Source organism: Acidovorax temperans, assembly GCF_006716905.1.
Classification (GTDB): domain Bacteria; phylum Pseudomonadota; class Gammaproteobacteria; order Burkholderiales; family Burkholderiaceae_C; genus Acidovorax; species Acidovorax temperans.
Genome location: NZ_VFPV01000006.1, coordinates 1 through 17,316, shown reverse-complemented (window position 1 = coordinate 17,316; position 17,316 = coordinate 1). Strand labels below are relative to the sequence as shown.

Here is a 17,316-nt window from a genome sequence, read left to right as displayed (position 1 = left end):
ATGTGACAGGTGCAAGATGCTGATTGGCTACATGCGGGTATCGAAAGCAGACGGCTCACAGGCCACCGACTTGCAGCGTGATGCACTGATCGCTGCCGGCGTCGATCCGGCCCAGCTCTACGAAGACCAGGCTTCCGGCAAGCGCGAAGATCGTCCCGGCTTGGCGAGCTGTTTGAAGGCGTTGCGTTCAGGGGATACCTTGGTCGTATGGAAGCTCGACCGGCTCGGGCGCGACCTGCGCCATCTGATCAATACCGTGCACGATCTGACCGGGCGCGGCGTTGGCCTCAAGGTTCTGACCGGCCACGGAGCCGCCATCGACACGACGACCGCTGCTGGCAAACTGGTTTTCGGCATCTTCGCCGCACTGGCCGAATTCGAGCGCGAGCTGATCGCAGAGCGCACAGTAGCGGGCTTGGCCTCGGCGCGGGCGCGCGGTAGGAAAGGCGGTCGGCCTTTCAAGATGACCGCCGCCAAGCTACGGCTGGCGATGGCGGCAATGGGGCAGACGGAAACCAAGGTCGGCGACCTGTGCCAAGAGTTCGGCATCACGCGACAGACCTTGTACCGGCATATTTCTCCCAAAGGGGAATTGCGCGCGGATGGAATACGACTGCTGTCCAAGGTGTAAAAGAAAAACTGGCCTTTACATGGTCAGCACGGATTCGAGGATGATGGCGCTCGTCGCGGCATCAATTCACGCCGTCAAATCAGCTTTTTTGTACTGCCATTTGACGCGATGACCGCAAATTGATTGTAAAGGCCACCACAACGATGAATAACACAGCGAATTGCGCTGAGAGTGTTTGCCACGACGGATAGATGCCCAGCAGATCAATGCGTGGGATCGATATTGGGCTGGTCTGCAATAACCCTGCTTCTTGCAGACCTGCGATGCCCTTGCCTGCCAAGACCACGGCAAGTATGGCCACCAGCAGTGAGCTGGCAGCGAAGAACTGGCCAATCGGCAGGCGCGCACTGGTGCGCAGCAGTACGACTGCCAGCAGGGCCAGGATTCCCATGCCGGTGCCCAAGCCCGCCAGCAGGGGCCAGCCATTTCCTTCTGTCCAGAGCGCGGCAAAGAACAGCACGGTCTCGAACACCTCGCGGTAGACGGCGACGAAGGCCAGCGAGAACAAGAACCATGCCGTGCGCTTGTTGAGCGCCGAAGACAGCTTTTCCTTGAGGTAGACCTGCCAGCGACCGGCAACGCTCTTCTGGTGCATCCACATGCCCACACCCAGCAAGACCACGGCGGCAAAGAGTGACGAAAAGCCTTCCGTTAGCTCCCGGCTTGCCCCACTGACGCCGACCAAGTAAGTTGCCACTGCCCATGTAATGCCGCCTGCGGCCAGCGCGGATGCCCAGCCTGCATGCACGTAGATCAATACGTCTTTCCGTTCGGCTTTCTTGAGAAACGCAAGCATGGCAACGACTACCAGCAGGGCTTCCAATCCTTCACGGAGCAAGATGGTTAACGCGCCGATGAAGGCCGCCACGGCATCGTCGTCGGAGGGGGCAAGCACCTTGTCCGCTTCATCCAGCAAGCCGCGCAAATGCAGCTCCGCTGTCTGCACATCGGCAGGCGAACCATTGGCTATCAATGCCCGGTAGGACACCATCGCGGCTTCGATCTTCTCGAACAGCGGCCGATTGCGGGTGGCCAGCGCGGGTTCGACTGGCTCGAAGCCATCGAGATAAGCAGACAAGGCCAGCTTGGTCGCGCCTGCGCGGTCGCCAGCCAGCAATGCCGTCACACTCTCGCTGAGTTTGGCCTTGGCAATCGCGGTGCCCTTCGGGCTGTTGACGTTCAGCGCGTTCGGGTTGGTGCGTAAATAGGCGGTCAGGGCTTTGGCGGATGGCACATCCAGCTTGTCCGCCAAGACATGCTCGGAGGTTTGCGTCAGCGCATCCAGACTGGCGACCGTCTGGCGAACCTGCGCATTGGCTTGCCAGAGCTTGGCCCCTTCGTCCTTGTCGCTTTGCGCATAGGGCAGTGTGCCGACAAAGAACGCCAGTGCCCAACGATCTTCATCCGACAACGCGCCAAAGCCCTGCATGGCGGTGCCTTGGACACCGTTGCTGATAATCTGGTGCAGCGCGAACAAGCTGCGCTCACGCGCCCGCGTGTGATCGGCCAGCGCGGTCGGCTTGGGGTTCAGGGATGCCGCCAGAGGGCCGTCACCGCGCCCTTGCTGACCGTGACAGGCCGCACATTGCGCCTGAAACAACTGTCCGCCCTTCGCCAAGACCGGCATGGCAGTCGGCGCGACTGGAAACGGATATGTCTTTTGCACCGCACTGGACAGCGCATGCGCCAGTTTCGCCACGCTGACCGGATCGGCCTTGGCAGCTACCGCAGCACGCAAAGCGGTCGCTTGTTGCAATAAGCTACCCTTGTCGGTCTGGTCAGGCAGTTCTCCCAGTTGACGCTCGGCTGTAGCGGCAAATTCCTGCATTTCAGCGTACTCCGACGCTTTCAGCACGGCACCGTTGGCGACCGCGCCGCCGTAATCGACGGCGACGTAGTCCAGAAGTTGCCAAATCTGTTTGGCTTTGAGTTCGGTGGTTTCGGCTGCGTAGTTTGGCCCGCCAATCAACGCACAAGTCGCCAACAGCAAAGTCATCAGCCAGCGATAGGTTGCTCGGCAAGTCATGGAAACTCTCGGATTATATCATTGTGAATGATTATAATTCTCATTTGCGCCGGTGTCCACCGCCTTGCCTTGGGTCAGCATCTGCATGATGAGCAAAGCAGCACCCGATGTGATCGCCACATCTGCGAGGTTGAAGGCGGGCCAGTGCACAAGCTGCCAATGGAAGTCGAGGAAATCGACAACCGATCCACGCAGCACACGATCCGCGACATTGCCGAGCGCACCACCAAGGATCAGGCTGTAGCCCACCGCTTCGAGGCGTGGCCGCTGCTGGCACAGCATGCGTCCCAGCCAAGCAGAAACGACCAGGCCCAGCGTGATGAAAAAGTAACGTTGCCAGCCGCCAGCGTTCGCCAGAAAGCTGAATGCCGCGCCGGGATTCAGGACATGGACGAAGTTGAAGAAGGGCGTGACTTCGACCTGTTCACCGTAGGCAAACGTGCGGGTGATGGCGAACTTTGCGAGCTGATCGGTCATGACAGCACTGGCGGCCACTGCGAACCAGACCCAAGTCGATGTGCGGCGAGCCGATTGCCACACAGGGACGGCCAGCGGCATCAGCCACCCGGCGAGCGCCGTGCAACTCAATCCAAGTACCCACCCCGCCAGCACATCGGCAGGAAAGTGCATTCCGGCTGCGATGCGTGACCAACCGACCAATGCGGCGTACAACACCAAGCCGATGCGGCCACGACGGCCTATCAAAGGCCAGAGCGCGCCGACCACCAGCGCGGCATAGGTGGCATGCCCGCTGGGCAGGCTGTAGTGAAGCTCGATGTCCCCGATGACGCGCACCATGTCGCCAAGGACGGCAGGCGGGCGTGGAAAGTCGAGCCATAGCTTCAAGATGGTGGCGGCCAGTAACGCCAGCAAGAAGGCCGCGCTAAAACCAATAAGGCGATGCCGAACGGCCCTGCCATGCGTCGGGTTGGTGGCCGACTTCGACCACCACCACAGACCCAGCAGCATCAGCGGCGCTGTCCAGTAACTTCCCACGAGGCTGAAGAACCACGCCAGCGGCCCCAGCGCGGCAGGCGTACCCGTGTTGATGGCTTGAAACATCGCGATGTTCAGACCACCCCAGTCATAGAGAAAGAATTTCCAGCTCATCGGCGCAACAGCCTCAAGCCATTGCCAACGACGAGCAAGCTGGCCCCCATATCAGCAAACACCGCCATCCACATGGTCGCGTGACCCGTGAAGGTGAGCACCAGAAAGACTGCCTTGATGCCAAGGGCCAGCACAATGTTTTGCATCAGCACCTGCGCCGTCGCACGCGACAGGCGCACGAAGGTCGGAATTTTGCGCAGGTCATCGTCCATCAGCGCCACATCAGCCGTTTCGATGGCGGTGTCGGTGCCAGCGGCTCCCATGGCAAAGCCGATATCCGCACGCGCCAAGGCCGGTGCATCGTTGATGCCATCACCGACCATGCCAACCTTGCCGCTTCGGGCCAGTTGCTCCACTTCGCGCAATTTGTCATCTGGGAGTAGGTTGCCTTGCGCACGGTCGATTCCGGCTTGTGCGGCAATGGCCTGTGCCGTATGGGGGTTGTCGCCGGTCAGCATCATGGTGTTGATGCCCAGTGCGTGCAGCTCGGCGATGGCGGTCCTGCTGCTGTCCTTGATGGTGTCCGCTACGGCGAATAAGGCATGTACCCCTTTTGCGCCTACCAACATCACGACGGTCTTGCCAGCGGTTTCCAGCGCAGCGATGCGCTGCTCCAGCTCTGGTGTGCACTGCCCCAGCTCTTCGAGCATCCGGTGGTTGCCCAGATGGTAGGTCTCCCCGTCGATTTGGCCTTGCACACCCCGACCGGGCAGCGCGTTGAATTCGGCCACGTCGAGCAAGGCAACCCCGTCCGTCTGCGCGGCCTGTGCCACCGCCTTGGATACAGGATGGTCCGAGCGGGCCGCCAGACTGGCAGCGATGCTGCGGCTGTCCGAGGCGAGTGCATTGCCCCATGTGACAAAATCGGTCTGTGCGGGCTTGCCGTGCGTGATCGTGCCGGTCTTGTCCAGAGCCAGCCAGCGCAGCTTGCGGCCTTCTTCCAGATAGACGCCGCCCTTGATGAGAATGCCGTGGCGGGCGGCAGCGGCCAGGCCGCTGACGATGCTGACCGGCGTAGAGATCACCAGTGCGCACGGGCAGGCGACCACCAGCAGAACCAATGCACGGTAAATCCAGTCGAGCCATGCCGCACCCATGAACAGCGGTGGCAACAACGCGACGGCGATGGCAACACCGAAAACAATGGGCGTGTACCAACGGGCGAACTGATCGACAAAACGCTGGGTCGGTGCACGGCTACCTTGCGCAGCCTCTACCGCGTGAATGATGCGGGCCAAAGTGGAGTTGTTGGCCAAGGCGGTGACGCGGTACTCGAAGGAACCAGATTCGTTGATCGTGCCCGCAAACACCGGATCGCCGGGGGACTTCTCGACCGGGAGGCTTTCGCCCGTGATCGGGGCTTGGTTGACCGTGGAGCGTCCGTCTAGCACCTCGCCATCGAGCGCGATGCGCTCACCCGGTTTGACCCGGACTCGGCTGCCAATGGCGATTTGCTTGGCACTTACCTCTCGCCAAGTGCCGTCAGGCTGCTGCACCGTGGCCTGCTCCGGGGTCAGGTCGAGCAGCCCACGGATGGCGTTACGGGCGCGATCCAATGACTTGGCCTCGATCACCTCGGCCAGCGCGAAGAGCACCATTACCATCGCAGCTTCGGGCCAGTGGCCGATGAACATAGCACCCGTGACGGCAATCGACATCAGGGCGTTCATGTTGAGGTTACGGTTCTTGAGCGCGATCCAGCCCTTCTTGTAGGTGGACAGCCCCCCCGTCAAGACCGCGACAAGCGCCAGAATGACGACTGACCAATGATTGCCGTCGTGGAACCAGTAGACCGCCTCGGCCGCCGATGCAGTGACCAAGGAGATGCCCAGCGGCCACCAGTTGGTTGGCGCGGTCACAGGGGAAGCGGCTGGCGATACGACCTCTGCGGTGTCCATCACACTGGCCTCGAACCCAAGTTCTTGCAGTGCCACGAGCACGTCTGGCAGAACCCGGTTCGCGTGGCGTACCGACAGCGTGCGCTGCATCAGGTTGAAATCGAGATCGGCAACGCCGGGCATGGTACCCAGCTTGTTGCGGATCAACGCCTCTTCGGTCGGGCAATCCATCTTGGCAATGGACAGCTTGGTCGTCTGCCCGGCCGACGCCTCATCCATGCGCACAGCTTGCATGCCGATGGCCTTCAGTGCCTGCTCAACGGGAGACAGCGAAGGCAATTCGTGCCGCACGGCCAAGGTACGCTGCATCAGGTTGAACTCAAGACCAACCACACCCGCCAGCCCAGCCAGCTTGCCTCGGATCAGCGCCTCTTCCGTGGGGCAATCCATGTTCTCGATGCGGTACACCGCTTGAGCCGATCCGGTTGCCAGCGGGGCTTGTGCCGTGGGTTGGATGATTGGCCCAGTCGAGCAGCCACACCCCTTTGAAGCGCATTCGCTCATGGATAACTCCTTCAAATCGTCTATTCAGCCTCCATTAAAAACTCTATAGTCGCTATAGAGTCAAGTGAAAAATGGAGATTGAGGCATGGAAATCAGAATTGGCGACCTCGCCAAGCGCTCTGGGTGCGAGGTTGTGACCATCCGCTACTACGAGAAGGAAGGGCTACTGCCGAAGCCAGCGCGAAGTGGTGGCAACTTTCGGTTGTACAGCGATGTGCACATCGAGCGTTTGCAGTTCATTCGTCATTGCCGTTCGCTTGACATGACGCTGAGCGAAATCAGGATACTGCTGGGCCTACGAGATAACCCTGCTCAGGACTGCGGCGACGTCAATGCACTACTGGATGCGCATATTCGTCAGACCGAAGAGCGCGTGGAAGCGCTGTTGCAATTGAAGCGGCACTTGCTCTCGCTGCGTGAAAAATGCTCGGGCGCTCGACGAATAGAGGCATGTGGCATCTTGCAAGGTTTATCAGATTGCGATCATCCGGGATGCAACGCATAGCATGAAGTGTCTCGCACGCCGACATTGGCCTGCGATTTTGGGCTCGTGAGCGGCCTGCCTAATTGGCATCGGAGAAGGTCGTGCGGCTGACTTCTGATATTCCGTGCTGTCGTCTTCTGAAAATGACAGCACGCCGGGCCAGCCGCCCAAGTTTGCGCCCTGATAATCCGGGGTGACTGCCTCGTAGCGGCGTTTTCCTCCCTGACAGCCCGCAGTCTTTCACCGCCTCGCCATGCGAGGCGGCTTTCTTTCCGGGCTACGAGAACAGCTCGGAGTGCGTCCCGCTGCGCACGAAAACGACCAAGCCGCTTTTGCCCGAGTCGTCGAGCGTGTAGATCAGCAGGAAGTCGCCGCCGACGTGGCACTCACGATGGCCTGCCCAGTCGCCCGTGAGGGCGTGATCGAGCCATTCAGGCGGCAGCGGCCCGTCGTTGGCGATCAGCAGCGTCATGGCCTCTTTCAGCCGGTTCATGTCGTACCGGCCGGAGTGGGACAGGCGCTGCCAGTCCTTGAGGAAGTCCTTGGTGTAGTCCGACGCTCGGGGCAGGTTTGCCCGCTTACTTGCGGCTGGCTTCTTCGAGGTCATTCAGCAGCGCGTCAGCGGTGGCGAAGCGAGCGCGACGGCTCTTGATGATCTCGTTGGCCTCGGCGATGGCGACACGGCTGGTGGCGTTCGGTGCCTTGAGTGCGAACGGCAGTTCCTTGTCGGCGACGACACGGGTCAGGAACACGCGGATCGCATCGGAGACGGTCAGGCCCATCGAGGCCAGCGTTTCCGCAGCCTGCGCCTTGACGTTCTCGTCCACGCGGACGTGAACCATAGTGGTGGTAGCAGCCATGACGGCCTCCTATTGCGACTGATTGAGATACATTGTATCGCAGGCGGTCAGCTTTCGCAAGGCGGCACCCCCCCCCGGCTTCCTTGTTCGTAGGTATGTATATAGGTAGGTATATACATACCTACCTACAACGACCACGGCAACAGCTTGGCGATGTTGCGCGCGTCGTCGAGGCCTCTATGGTGTGCGCCATCGAGCGACAGGCCCACCATCTGCAACGCGCGGGCCATGCCTACCTCTTTGATCTTCCGGGCCTTGGCAAAGCGGCGCTTGAGGTTCACATGCTCGAAGGCTGCGAGCGGGTTCTGGATGCCGTGCCGCTCGCAATCGCGGGAAAGCTGCTTGGCATCGAATTGGCCCCAGCTCCCCCACGTTGCGCCCGGTGCCTGATGGCGTTGGGCGAAGCTGGCCAGCCGTGCCGCGACCGCTGGGAACAACTCGGCACCGTCCACGTCGGCCTGCTGGATGTTGGTGAGCTGCCGACAAAAGGGAGTGAGCTGAGGGCGTGCCACGGGGCGCACCAGCGCCTGAAACGTGTCGAGCACGCTGCCCTCAACCGTAGCCCACACCGCGCCGATCTCGATGATCTCCATATCGCTCGCCGGGAGGCCATCGCCATCGTCGCAGGTGGCCTCAAGGTCGATGACCAGCACGGGCGAAAACGGCCCCGGCCGTTGGTGCCATGTTCCGGCGACCCATTGCTGCCAGTCGTGCGCCCATGCGCATGGGCCTGCGCCGTCGATCAGCGGCGCAGCACTACCGCGCAGTGCTGCGGCGAACTGGTCGCGCCACGGCTGGGCAATCTCGGCCAGCACAACATAGGCACCACTGCCGGGCCGGTGGATAGGCACGCGGGCCAGCAGCTCAGCGGCCGTCATGTCAGACGAACCCCTTGAGAGCATCGACCAGCGACTGCCCTCCCCTGCGATCCAGCCAGCGCGCCTGCATCCCGAAGGCCTGCGGCCCGTCGAAGTCGCAGCGCTTGCTGTCCCCCACGAAAACCGTCTCAGCCGGTGCGCAGCCCAGCTCGGCGCACGCGAGCCGGTACATCGTCGGGTGTGGCTTGGCCACCCCGACCTCATACGACAGCACGTAGGCGTCCAGCTCGGGCACGAGGCCGCGCACGGCCGGGCCGTACTCATAGGCAAGGTTCGAGCACACCGCCAAGCGCAGCCCTGCTGCCCGCGCCTTGGCGAGCACGTCCGGCACCTCGGGAAACAGACGCAGGCCTGACAGCTCTTCGGCCAAGTCGGGCAGGATCACGTCGAGCTTGTCCCCCACGCCGATCTCGCTGGCGAGGGTCGCCAGTGGCACGTCGCGCGTGAGGCAGGCGATCCGATCCACCGGCCGCCCGGCCGCGTCCACCAGATGCCCGTAGGGTGCAGGGCGCGTGGTGTAGCGGATCAGGGTGCCGAAGGCGTCAAAGACAATGGCTCTCGTGGGCTTCATGTATATATATACCTACCTATATACCTACATACCTACTCGAACAGCTCGCGCTCGAACTCGACGCCAGCCACCACCAGCGGCTCGCCGCTGGGCCAGCGCTTAGGCGGCTGGTGATCGCTGATGACCTGCACGTCGGTGTCGTCGTTGACCACGGCCACGTCGGCGGCGTGCAAAGCGGCTTGCTTGCTCGCGCGCTCGAAGCGGCAGGTGTTGGGGTCGAATGTCCAAAAGCGCATGTCAGCCTCCTTGGTCTTGAGCTTTGCGGCGCTCGTGCTCTTCGAGCAGCCGCTGGTAGGAATCGAATTCCGGCGTGCCGGGCGTGGCGAAGTTGGGCAGCATCAGCGGCTCGTACTCTTCCTCGATGACTGGACGCCCCTTCACCGGCTCGGGCATCAGGTCAGCCAGCAGGCGCAACACGGCTCTAGTCCCGTTGCGGATCGCGACAGCGTTCTTGGTGTCGGTTGCGGCATAGCCCTTTTGGATGCCGGTGCGGATGACGCCCAAGCGTTCGGCGAGCGTGTCGAGTTCGTACTGGGCGACCGACTTCAAGTGCTCTTCGTCCTGCTTGACGCGCCACTCTTTCCATTCGTCCTGTTCGGCCGGAGTGAGGACAGCGGCCACTTCGGCAGGCAGCTCGCGGGCTGCGCGGTCGAACTTGGCCACCACGCGCTGCACGTTCTTGCCCTCCGGGAAATCCGGCGTTACCTCGCGCACGCGGCGCAGGCACTGCACGGTTTTGCCCTCGTGGTAGTTGCCATCTTGGTCACGGTGGCGGACGGTCTTGAACTGCATGGGCTGCGTTCTCTTCTTCTAGTTGGTTGCGTATGTGTAGAACTATACGCAAAAGCGCGAAAGTCTGCTACCATTCGCTTGTGGTCGGTAGGTATATATATACTTACCGAGTCCCAGCGCCGGGGAGGAACCCGGCAGGTCGATGGTCAGCCGCTTTGCTGCTGCGTCGGTATGTATATATATCTATAGGAGCACCCATGATCTTCGCGTGTGTGAACACCAAGGGCGGCGTCGGCAAGACCACGACCGCTGTGCATTTGGCAGTGATGCTGGCCCGGCAGGGCAAGACCCTCCTGATCGACGGCGACCCGCAGGCCTCGGCCGCGAGCTGGGCTGCTTGGCGTCGTGAGACGCAATACGACCCGTCGCCCACCACCACCTGCCTCGCTGGCAAGGCGATCTTGGCCGAAGGCAAGCAGTTGGCCAGCGGCTTCGAGCACGTCGTCGTTGATGCCGGTGGCCGTGATTCGGTTGGTCTGCGCTCAGCGCTGCTGCTGGCCCAGCGTGCCGTGATCCCAATTGGCGCGAGCAATCTGGACGCTGCCGCCATGACCGACTTGCTGGAAGTGGTCGAGCTGGCCCGCGACTACAACCCCGAGCTGGATGTGCGCGTGCTGCTGACCCGTGTCGATCCGCGCACCAAGGATGCGGCCGAGATGCTGGAATTCTTGGCCGAGCAGAAACTGACCGTGCTGCCGACCAAGGTGTGCGAGCGGGTGGCTTTCCGCCGCGCCATCGGCGAAGGCGCGAGCGTTCAGGAGCTGGGCCGCGATCAAGCCGCCATTGCCGAGATGGAAGCCTTCTTCAAGGAGGTGATGGCATGAGCATGAAGGGCAAGCCCAACACGGCGCAGTTCAAGCCGCCCAAAGACCCGACCGCCTTCCTTGAAGGCGGGGAGGCGGACAAGGCCGAAAAGCCGCTGGTGGCACCTGCGGCCGTGACCACGCCACCGGCCGCCACGCCGCCCGCTGCCGAGGAAACGCAGCGCTACGGCCGCGCACGGGTGCAAAAAATCTTCAACTTCCCCGAGGAACTGGCTGATCGCCTGCGCCGCGAAGCGCTCAAGCGCTCGGAAGAGAAGGGCGGCCGGGTCACGGAGAAGGACATCGTGATCGAGGCGCTGGAAGCCTTCCTCAAGGGCTGATAGGTATATATATACCTATCTATGTATATATATAACGATTTCCAGTATGGACTATAGTCCATACAAGTGACGACACCAACACCATGCAGCGACAGGCGCAACGAAACATGATATTGTTGCGATTGGGCGCGGAATAAGGTATAAACGATGCTGACGACAACTGCTAGTGTGGTCGCGCCGAAGGTTTTGAAGGAACTCATCGCCGCTGGGTCGGTTTCCGCCGCCCGAGTGGAACCCGGTGACAAGGGCCTCTTGATCGTGGTGCGGGCCGGAATGAATGAGCGAGTGCTGGGTGCTGCCCGTGGCGGCCTTCGGTACTTCCAGAGTCTCGATGGAGCTGCAAGCGTTTTGCAGTCCTACGGGATCATGAAGTTTGATGTGAACACGGAGCACTGGGTGCCCAAGACGATGGTGCGGGGCTACAAGCAAGCCCCGGCGTCTGTGGATGCTGACGAGTGACCGTCATGGCAAAGGAGAGAGCTGACCAGACAGCACAAAACTGGAGAGTCAGAAACGACAAAGCCCGCTTTGGCGAGCGGGCCTTGACAGAGAAACCGGGCAGGGTGCCCAGACACGTACAGGATTCATCTTGGCGGATGAGTTCTGTACCAGTGCAATTAAGCGACTGACTATGCTTCGATTGTACGTGTCTTAAGCCCTGCGCGCAAGCGTGCGCACGCCCCTATGGGACGTGTGATGAGGGGTTATGGCAGGTACAACGGCACAGAAACTAGACAACCAGACCGCAGATCGCTTTTTCCAGTCGGGCACCGCGCTCAATCGCGTGCTCACGGAAGCGCCCTATCTGCCGCGTTGTTCTGACGACAAGACGGCCACCCGAGTCCGGCCGCGCGAATACGCCATTCGCTACCCCTACATGCAGGTCAATCGGCCCGGCTTCGTGAGCTGGCTGATCTTCGACCTTGACCATGCCAAGGCGATGATCTGGGAGGACGCTGGCCTTCCTGCCCCCAACCTGATCGTCCGCAACCGCCAAAGCGGCCACAGCCACCTCTACTACGCGATTCCCCCGGTCTGTACGACCGAGGCCGCCCGCAGCAAGCCCATCGCCTACATGAAGGCCGTCTATGAGGCCTTCGCTGCCCGGCTCGATGCCGACACCGACTTCCACAGCGGCCCCGTGGCCAAGACGCCCGGTCATCCTTGGTGGCTGACGCACGAGCTGCACGCCCACGTCTACGAGCTGGGGGAGTTGGCCGACTACGTGGACTTGGCTGTGTCCAGCCCGTGGGGCAAGGGGCCTCAGTTCGACGAGGTGAGCCATTCCCGGCACTGCATCCTCTTCGAGCACCTGCGGCACTACGCCTATTCCATCGTGAACCGTGAGCGCGAGCGCGGCTCGTTTGCCACCTTCACGCGGCTGCTCGAAGCCTACGCGCACAACCGCAACAGCTTCCAGAAGCTGGGCTTCATGGACAACCTGGCGCAGTCCTCACTCAAGGCCACGGTGAAGTCCGTCGCCCGCTGGACGTGGGATCGCTACACCGGCTGCGGCCGGTGCCACCGGGGAGTGATGCAGCTCGACAAGGACTTGCCGCTGATCGAGCGGCAGCGCCTCGCCGCCGCCCGCACCCACGACGTGCGCCACAAGACTACCGAGTCCAAGGTGCGCGCCGCGTGCCGCCTGCTGCAACAGAAGGGCGAAGCCCTCACGCAAGCCGCTATCGGCCGCGTAGCGGGCCTCACAAGGCAGACGGTGGCCACCTACAAGCATGTGCTCGAAGAAGTGCTCAAACCCGTCGCCGTGGCGATTTTGGGGGTCACTTCGGGCAAGGCCGAGGATGTTAAGCATGGTGCACATCAGGTAACTGCCGCCCCGCAGGGGGCCGGGGTTCCGGTTTCAGCTTCGGTGTCCCTTGAGCTGTTTCCTGCTGGGCCGGGTGTCGTGCCTGTGCTGGATGGCTGAGATGGAGCCGGTTTTGGTTTTGAGTAGCCCAAGCGTTTATCAAACGCGAGTAGCCGCAAGTGGGTTGTGGGTAAGTCCGCAGGACTTATCCATCATCCCGCGCGCAGGGCGAAGCCCGGAGGGTGTTCCGCCGCGCGCAAGCGCGGCCCCCCCCTCAGTTTTCGGCGTGGCGGCCGTGTCGGTTGAATGGAGTTCGGAGGATGTAGAGGATGGCTCGACGGTCTTTTGACGATGAAACGCTCGCATGGGTGCGGGAGATGCCGCTTTCGCAGGTGCTCGACAAGCTGCGCGACGATGGTCAGTTGTTCTGGCGTCGCGATCTCGACTTCGTGCCGGAGAAGGACAAGCGGACGGTGCGGTTGTTTTTGTCGTCGCCCTCGGGCTTCGCTTGGGAAGTTCTGGTGACGGGCCTCAAGTGGTTTGACGTGCGCGCAGGGAAGGGTGGAGGTGGCGGCATCGACCTCGTGATGCACCTGCTGGGTATCGACTTCGTGAAGGCCGTCAAGCTGCTTTCGTCCGGTGCCGGTGTGGCTGGCCAGCGTCGTCCAGTTCGGCCGCAGTGAAATTCGGGCGGCTCGCTGCTGCGCATCGACCGGGCTCTCGTGCTTCGCATCGAGCCTCGCACGCGAGTCTCGACCACTGCGGGCTTCGATCTTCCCTCCCTGTCGGTCGGCCTGCCGCTTTCGCCGTCCCGGCGACCGAAACCCCTTCGGTTTCGGCATCCCGCGTGGGGTCTTGCCCCACACGTCGCGGGGGAATGTGGGCGGGCTTTGCCCTTGACATCCCCCTCTGACGTGAGGCTCTGGTCGTTCCAGCCGCATCAAGGGGTCTCCTCGTTTTCAGTGCAATAAGTGACGGTACGAAAAGCTAGCACTGGCGCGGAGGTGGTGTTGGTAGATCGTTGATTTCATTGACTTTCCTGTTCACTTTCAAATCTGCGATTCGTGGCGTCAAACCGTGGTCGGTTTCATCCATTGGTGCCAGTTATCGATGCATTTGGCCGCGAAGGCAGGATTTGGTCAGCATAGCGGTCAACCGGGAAGCGAAACACACCCCGCAAGTTGATGCTCTCCAGCCTGGTGGGCGCAATCTTCCCGATCAGTTCCGGTGGAATGACCTGGCGGCGGTTCGACCAGCGATCCAGGACCGCCTGCATCTGTGAGGTATTCCACGCCATCACGATGTTGGCCATCAGGCTCAACGCATCGGCCACAGCCTGCATTTCATCGACACGTTTGGCCTGCGCCGGGCTGATCCGGCCGGTATAAATGGCGCGCTTGAGGGCGTTAACAGCCTCGCCCCGATTGAGCACCCGGCGCAACTCGTTCCTGAAAGCGTCCTTGACAAAGTAGTCAGCCAAAAACGCCGTACGCAGCAACCGCCCCAATTGCACGCCAGCCTCATAGATTGGATCGCCCTGGGCGGCAGAACCGAACCGCGCAAGAGCTGCCACCGCACTGGCATGTCCGCTCATGACCGAGGCTGCCAGGTGCACCAGACTATCCCAATGCTTTTCGATCAAAGCGACGTCGACATTGGCTTCGCACACCGCAGCGATTTCTGCGGGCACTTTGGTGCCGCGTGGCACAAAGAGGTGGCGCTGTTTGAGTTCCTTCAACCGCGGGCAAAGATCAAAACCAAGCAAACGGGCATGTGACATGGCAAAGTCGGTGTAGCCATGGGTATCCACAGCAAGCTGGCTGGTCTCCAGCTTTTCTTGGCGGATGACACCTTCAATGGCCACGCCCGCCTGGCGCTCATTGAGCACAAAGGGCTGCGCATGGAAGATGCCCCACCGGTCTTTTACATGGGAGTAGATTCCAATGGAAGGTGTGTTGCGCCGAGGATCAAGCCGGGCTTGCCACACCCGTTTGGTGGTCTCCATGCTCATCATGTCAGAAGATGCCAAATCGGACCGCCCCCAGGTGGCGGCAATCGGGTGTCGCTGCATGAATTCCAGCACAGCCTGGCAGGCCTGGCTCAGACGCCGTTCGTCCCGCGCCCAGCGCATGGCCTGGCGAATGCTGGTGGCAGACAATTGCGGAATCATGCGCGCGCATTCGACCGCAGTCAGACTGGTGCCGTGGGCCATGATGCCGGCATAGACCATCAGCAGCTCGTCGGTAGAGCGCGGCTCACGTCCGAGCATGATCCAGCTAAAGCGCACCTGGGCGTCAACGGCCAGAATCACTTCCGGCAATTGAACCTCACCGATGCGGTGATCCAAAGCCGCGCGCAGCTTGGTCACTTCTGGGTCTTCGTCCTCTGCGGGCAATGGCGACAAATGGAGTTCATCATCCAGGGGTTGTAAGCCGGAACCGCCGAAATTTCCGTCACCCCAGTTCCAGCCCCGCCACGAGCGCATCGAGGTCGATGACCTTGCCGTCGCTCTGGAAGGTGTAATGCCCGTTCAGCAGGATGTGCCGCCAGGCCGCCGGCGATATCTGGGTGATGAGTTCCAGCGCCCTGGCGTTGCAGGCCGCCTCGTATTTCGTCAGCAGCCGCGACAGGATGGCCGAGTTGTAGTAGATAACCGCGTTGGCGATCAGCCGGGCGCACTGGTTGCTGATCTCGATTTCGATGTCGGTACGGCCGGTCAATTCCTTCTTCCCGCCGACCTGGGCGATGGTCGAGCGTAGCTGGTGATAAGACTCGATGCGGTTTTGCGAGCGGTGTACGTTCCGTTCGAGTTGCGGGTCGCGCAGGTAGCGCAACGTGTAGATGCTGCGCACCAGCTTGTCGAACTCGAAGATCGCGCGCCGCGTCGGATTCGGCGCGGTGTAGGTGCACAGTTTCCGGATCAGCGTGCCCTGCGTCATTTCCTTCAGGCCCAGCGTGGCGACGATCCGGTCGATGTTCGCCTTCTCGCTGACGATGAGTTGCCGGTCGATTTGGCCGACCGGCCGGATCAGGCACTTCTCGTACAGCGCCGGATCGTCGGCGCAACAATACAGCTCCTGCAACTGGTCGTCGAGGTCGGTGAAGCGCGGCTCGAAACGCAGGCCGAACCAGTGCAGGATGGCGAAGTTGGCCTTGTTGATGCTGTGCATGTCGCCGGTGATCGCGGTCGGCACGATGTCGGACGTGTTGCGATACCAGATGTCGAACACGTGGTGAGCCTCGTACTCATGCGCGCCAATCAGATAACCGTTCAGCGGCACGTGGTTGCACAAGAGCGTGTAGGCAACGACGCCCTTGCCGCGCCCGAAATACTTGCGCGAGTAGCGCGCCTTCACGGTCGGCCGTTCGACGCCGAATTTCTGCCCATCGACGGCGCCGTACAGCGCATCGAGGTCGAACGAGTAATGCGGGAAGATCGGCAGCGCGGCAATGGCGTTGCTGATGCGGTCGTTGGCAGCATGCAGCGACGCCTGGCGCAGGTACTGCTGGTAGGTATTTTCCAGCACGTGGTACGGGATGTCGCTGGTGCGCGCCATGACCTGGTTGCCGTGGTTCATCGCCTGCGCGATGATGACCGCCATCAGGCTGTCGGCATCCGCTACCTTCTTCGCGTAACGCGGCTGCAATGGCGTCAACGCCGACAGGAACTGGCACTGGCCGTTGACGAAGCGGAACACATCAGCGACATCGCAGAACGGCAGTTGCTCGTAGAACGCCTGCTCGCGCGCCTTCTGGTTTTCGCCCTTGGGCTTGCGCCAAGTCAGCTTCTGCGAGTCCTTGTCGTATTCCAAGTGCGTCAGCTTGCCCTGTTTCAGCTCGCGGTTGAACGCCAGCCATTGCGCGTGCAGCTGGGCCGCCAGCGCATCGAGTTGGGTATCGACAGGCTGCCGCAAGAACGGGATGTCCATCTGTGCCAGCACGTCGGCCTTCCCGTCCATCGAAACCAACTCGTCGGAGAAATGCCGGTGCTGCAAGCTGTCGTCGAGGTAGAGTTCGCCCGACTGGAAGCGCTTCCTGACCTGGCGGTACAGCCAGAACTCGTAGCGGTCGGCGTGCAGGCCAGTCGGCTTGCCATCGGCGTCGAAGGTCAGCAGGTACGGCCGCAAGCGTTTCGGCAGCGTGGCCGCCGGACATTCGGCGAGCGGCCGTTGCGACAGGCGCTGCTGTTTGGCGAACGCGCCCTTAGCCCAGGCCAGCGCCGCGAGCCACGGGCTGTCCGGATCAGTGCCGGCGAAGTCGAGCGCGACGTACAGCGGCCGCAGATGGCGTCGGATGCGTTCGGCCAGACCGTCCACCGCCTGCCAGTGCAGCGCCAGTTTGTTCAGCGGCTTGACGCTCATGCGCTGCGCGGTGCTTTGCAGCGCGTCCCTGGACATGATCTTGTAGGCGCGCTGGCGCACCTCACCGAACGGCGTCGGATCGGTCACGCTGTCGTCCACGTACAGCGACAGCAGGCGGCCAACCTGCGGCGTTTCCTGATGGCGTCGTACCTGCTCGGCGACGAAGGACTGCTTCGCGCCCGCGCTGCTTTCATCCTCTAGTTGCTTCATGTGGAAGGCCATCGCATCGACCAGGTTGTCGGTGAGTTGC

At 61.8% G+C, this 17,316-nt stretch carries 17 protein-coding genes and 1 pseudogene; 7 read left to right on the top strand and 11 right to left on the bottom strand.

What is annotated here, in order from left to right; translation table 11 throughout:
- Positions 1-16 precede the first annotated feature (16 nt).
- Positions 17-631 (top strand): recombinase family protein, encoded by a 615-nt coding sequence (locus BDD18_RS21865; protein WP_142085883.1) that lies wholly within the window; start codon positions 17-19, stop codon positions 629-631.
- 79 nt (positions 632-710) lie between these two features.
- Here BDD18_RS21865 and BDD18_RS21860 read toward each other — a convergent pair whose 3' ends face one another.
- Genes BDD18_RS21860 through BDD18_RS21850 form a run of 3 tightly spaced genes read right to left on the bottom strand, consistent with a single transcriptional unit; the run spans position 711 to position 6,169 of the window.
- Positions 711-2,627: a cytochrome c/FTR1 family iron permease gene (locus BDD18_RS21860; RefSeq protein WP_207374958.1), complete on the bottom strand. Its 1,917-nt coding sequence runs from the start codon at positions 2,625-2,627 to the stop codon at positions 711-713.
- 48 nt (positions 2,628-2,675) lie between these two features.
- Entirely contained in the window at positions 2,676-3,767 is a 1,092-nt protein-coding gene (gene lspA, locus BDD18_RS21855) for a signal peptidase II (protein ID WP_142085880.1), read from the bottom strand.
- Positions 3,764-6,169: a heavy metal translocating P-type ATPase gene (locus BDD18_RS21850; RefSeq protein WP_142085878.1), complete on the bottom strand. Its 2,406-nt coding sequence runs from the start codon at positions 6,167-6,169 to the stop codon at positions 3,764-3,766. Before BDD18_RS21850 ends, lspA begins: the two co-directional genes overlap by 4 nt.
- Positions 6,170-6,254: 85 nt before the next feature.
- Between BDD18_RS21850 and cadR the strand changes: the two genes are divergently transcribed.
- Positions 6,255-6,674 carry a Cd(II)/Pb(II)-responsive transcriptional regulator gene (gene cadR, locus BDD18_RS21845; protein WP_115465919.1) on the top strand — a complete coding sequence of 140 codons (420 nt, stop codon included), beginning with the start codon at positions 6,255-6,257 and terminating at the stop codon, positions 6,672-6,674.
- Between the two features lie 256 nt (positions 6,675-6,930).
- On the opposite strand, the gene BDD18_RS21840 is transcribed toward cadR, so the two are convergent.
- The 6 genes from BDD18_RS21840 to BDD18_RS21815 form a co-directional block, all read right to left on the bottom strand.
- Positions 6,931-7,260, bottom strand: a complete 330-nt coding sequence (locus tag BDD18_RS21840) for a type II toxin-antitoxin system YafQ family toxin (protein ID WP_013124610.1) — start codon at positions 7,258-7,260, stop codon at positions 6,931-6,933.
- Positions 7,232-7,513: a type II toxin-antitoxin system RelB/DinJ family antitoxin gene (locus tag BDD18_RS21835; RefSeq protein ID WP_013124611.1), complete on the bottom strand. Its 282-nt coding sequence runs from the start codon at positions 7,511-7,513 to the stop codon at positions 7,232-7,234. Before BDD18_RS21835 ends, BDD18_RS21840 begins: the two co-directional genes overlap by 29 nt.
- A gap of 125 nt (positions 7,514-7,638) precedes the next feature.
- Entirely contained in the window at positions 7,639-8,391 is a 753-nt protein-coding gene (locus BDD18_RS21830; protein ID WP_338071839.1) for a 3'-5' exonuclease, read from the bottom strand.
- 1 nt (position 8,392) lies between these two features.
- Positions 8,393-8,962, bottom strand: a complete 570-nt coding sequence (locus tag BDD18_RS21825; protein WP_142085876.1) for an HAD family hydrolase — start codon at positions 8,960-8,962, stop codon at positions 8,393-8,395.
- 32 nt (positions 8,963-8,994) lie between these two features.
- Positions 8,995-9,198, bottom strand: a complete 204-nt coding sequence (locus BDD18_RS21820) for a hypothetical protein (RefSeq protein WP_013124614.1) — start codon at positions 9,196-9,198, stop codon at positions 8,995-8,997.
- A 1-nt stretch (position 9,199) separates the two neighbouring features.
- The gene (locus tag BDD18_RS21815) at positions 9,200-9,754 is read right to left on the bottom strand and encodes a hypothetical protein (RefSeq protein ID WP_018413496.1); all 555 of its coding nucleotides are present in this window, start codon (positions 9,752-9,754) and stop codon (positions 9,200-9,202) included.
- Positions 9,755-9,951: 197 nt separating this feature from the next.
- Here BDD18_RS21815 and BDD18_RS21810 point away from each other — a divergent pair, with 197 nt between their 5' ends.
- The 5 genes from BDD18_RS21810 (at position 9,952) to BDD18_RS21790 (ending at position 13,388) form a co-directional block, all read left to right on the top strand.
- Positions 9,952-10,578: a ParA family protein gene (locus BDD18_RS21810; RefSeq protein WP_013124616.1), complete on the top strand. Its 627-nt coding sequence runs from the start codon at positions 9,952-9,954 to the stop codon at positions 10,576-10,578.
- The gene (locus tag BDD18_RS21805; protein WP_105224163.1) at positions 10,575-10,898 is read left to right on the top strand and encodes a hypothetical protein; all 324 of its coding nucleotides are present in this window, start codon (positions 10,575-10,577) and stop codon (positions 10,896-10,898) included. Before BDD18_RS21810 ends, BDD18_RS21805 begins: the two co-directional genes overlap by 4 nt.
- 147 nt (positions 10,899-11,045) lie before the next feature.
- Positions 11,046-11,357 carry a ParC family partition-associated protein gene (parC, locus tag BDD18_RS21800; protein WP_013124618.1) on the top strand — a complete coding sequence of 104 codons (312 nt, stop codon included), beginning with the start codon at positions 11,046-11,048 and terminating at the stop codon, positions 11,355-11,357.
- Positions 11,358-11,604: 247 nt separating this feature from the next.
- The gene (locus BDD18_RS21795; protein WP_142085874.1) at positions 11,605-12,825 is read left to right on the top strand and encodes a replication initiation protein; all 1,221 of its coding nucleotides are present in this window, start codon (positions 11,605-11,607) and stop codon (positions 12,823-12,825) included.
- 209 nt (positions 12,826-13,034) lie between these two features.
- Positions 13,035-13,388: a hypothetical protein gene (locus BDD18_RS21790; RefSeq protein WP_125958918.1), complete on the top strand. Its 354-nt coding sequence runs from the start codon at positions 13,035-13,037 to the stop codon at positions 13,386-13,388.
- Between the two features lie 404 nt (positions 13,389-13,792).
- On the opposite strand, the pseudogene BDD18_RS21785 reads toward BDD18_RS21790, so the two are convergent.
- Both BDD18_RS21785 and BDD18_RS21780 read right to left on the bottom strand, forming a co-directional pair.
- Positions 13,793-15,142, bottom strand: a pseudogene (locus tag BDD18_RS21785) (Tn3-like element IS1071 family transposase); the annotation flags it as partial.
- A 16-nt stretch (positions 15,143-15,158) separates the two neighbouring features.
- Positions 15,159-17,316, bottom strand: a 2,158-nt coding sequence (locus BDD18_RS21780) for a Tn3 family transposase (protein WP_142085872.1), incomplete at its 5' end; no start/stop codon positions are given.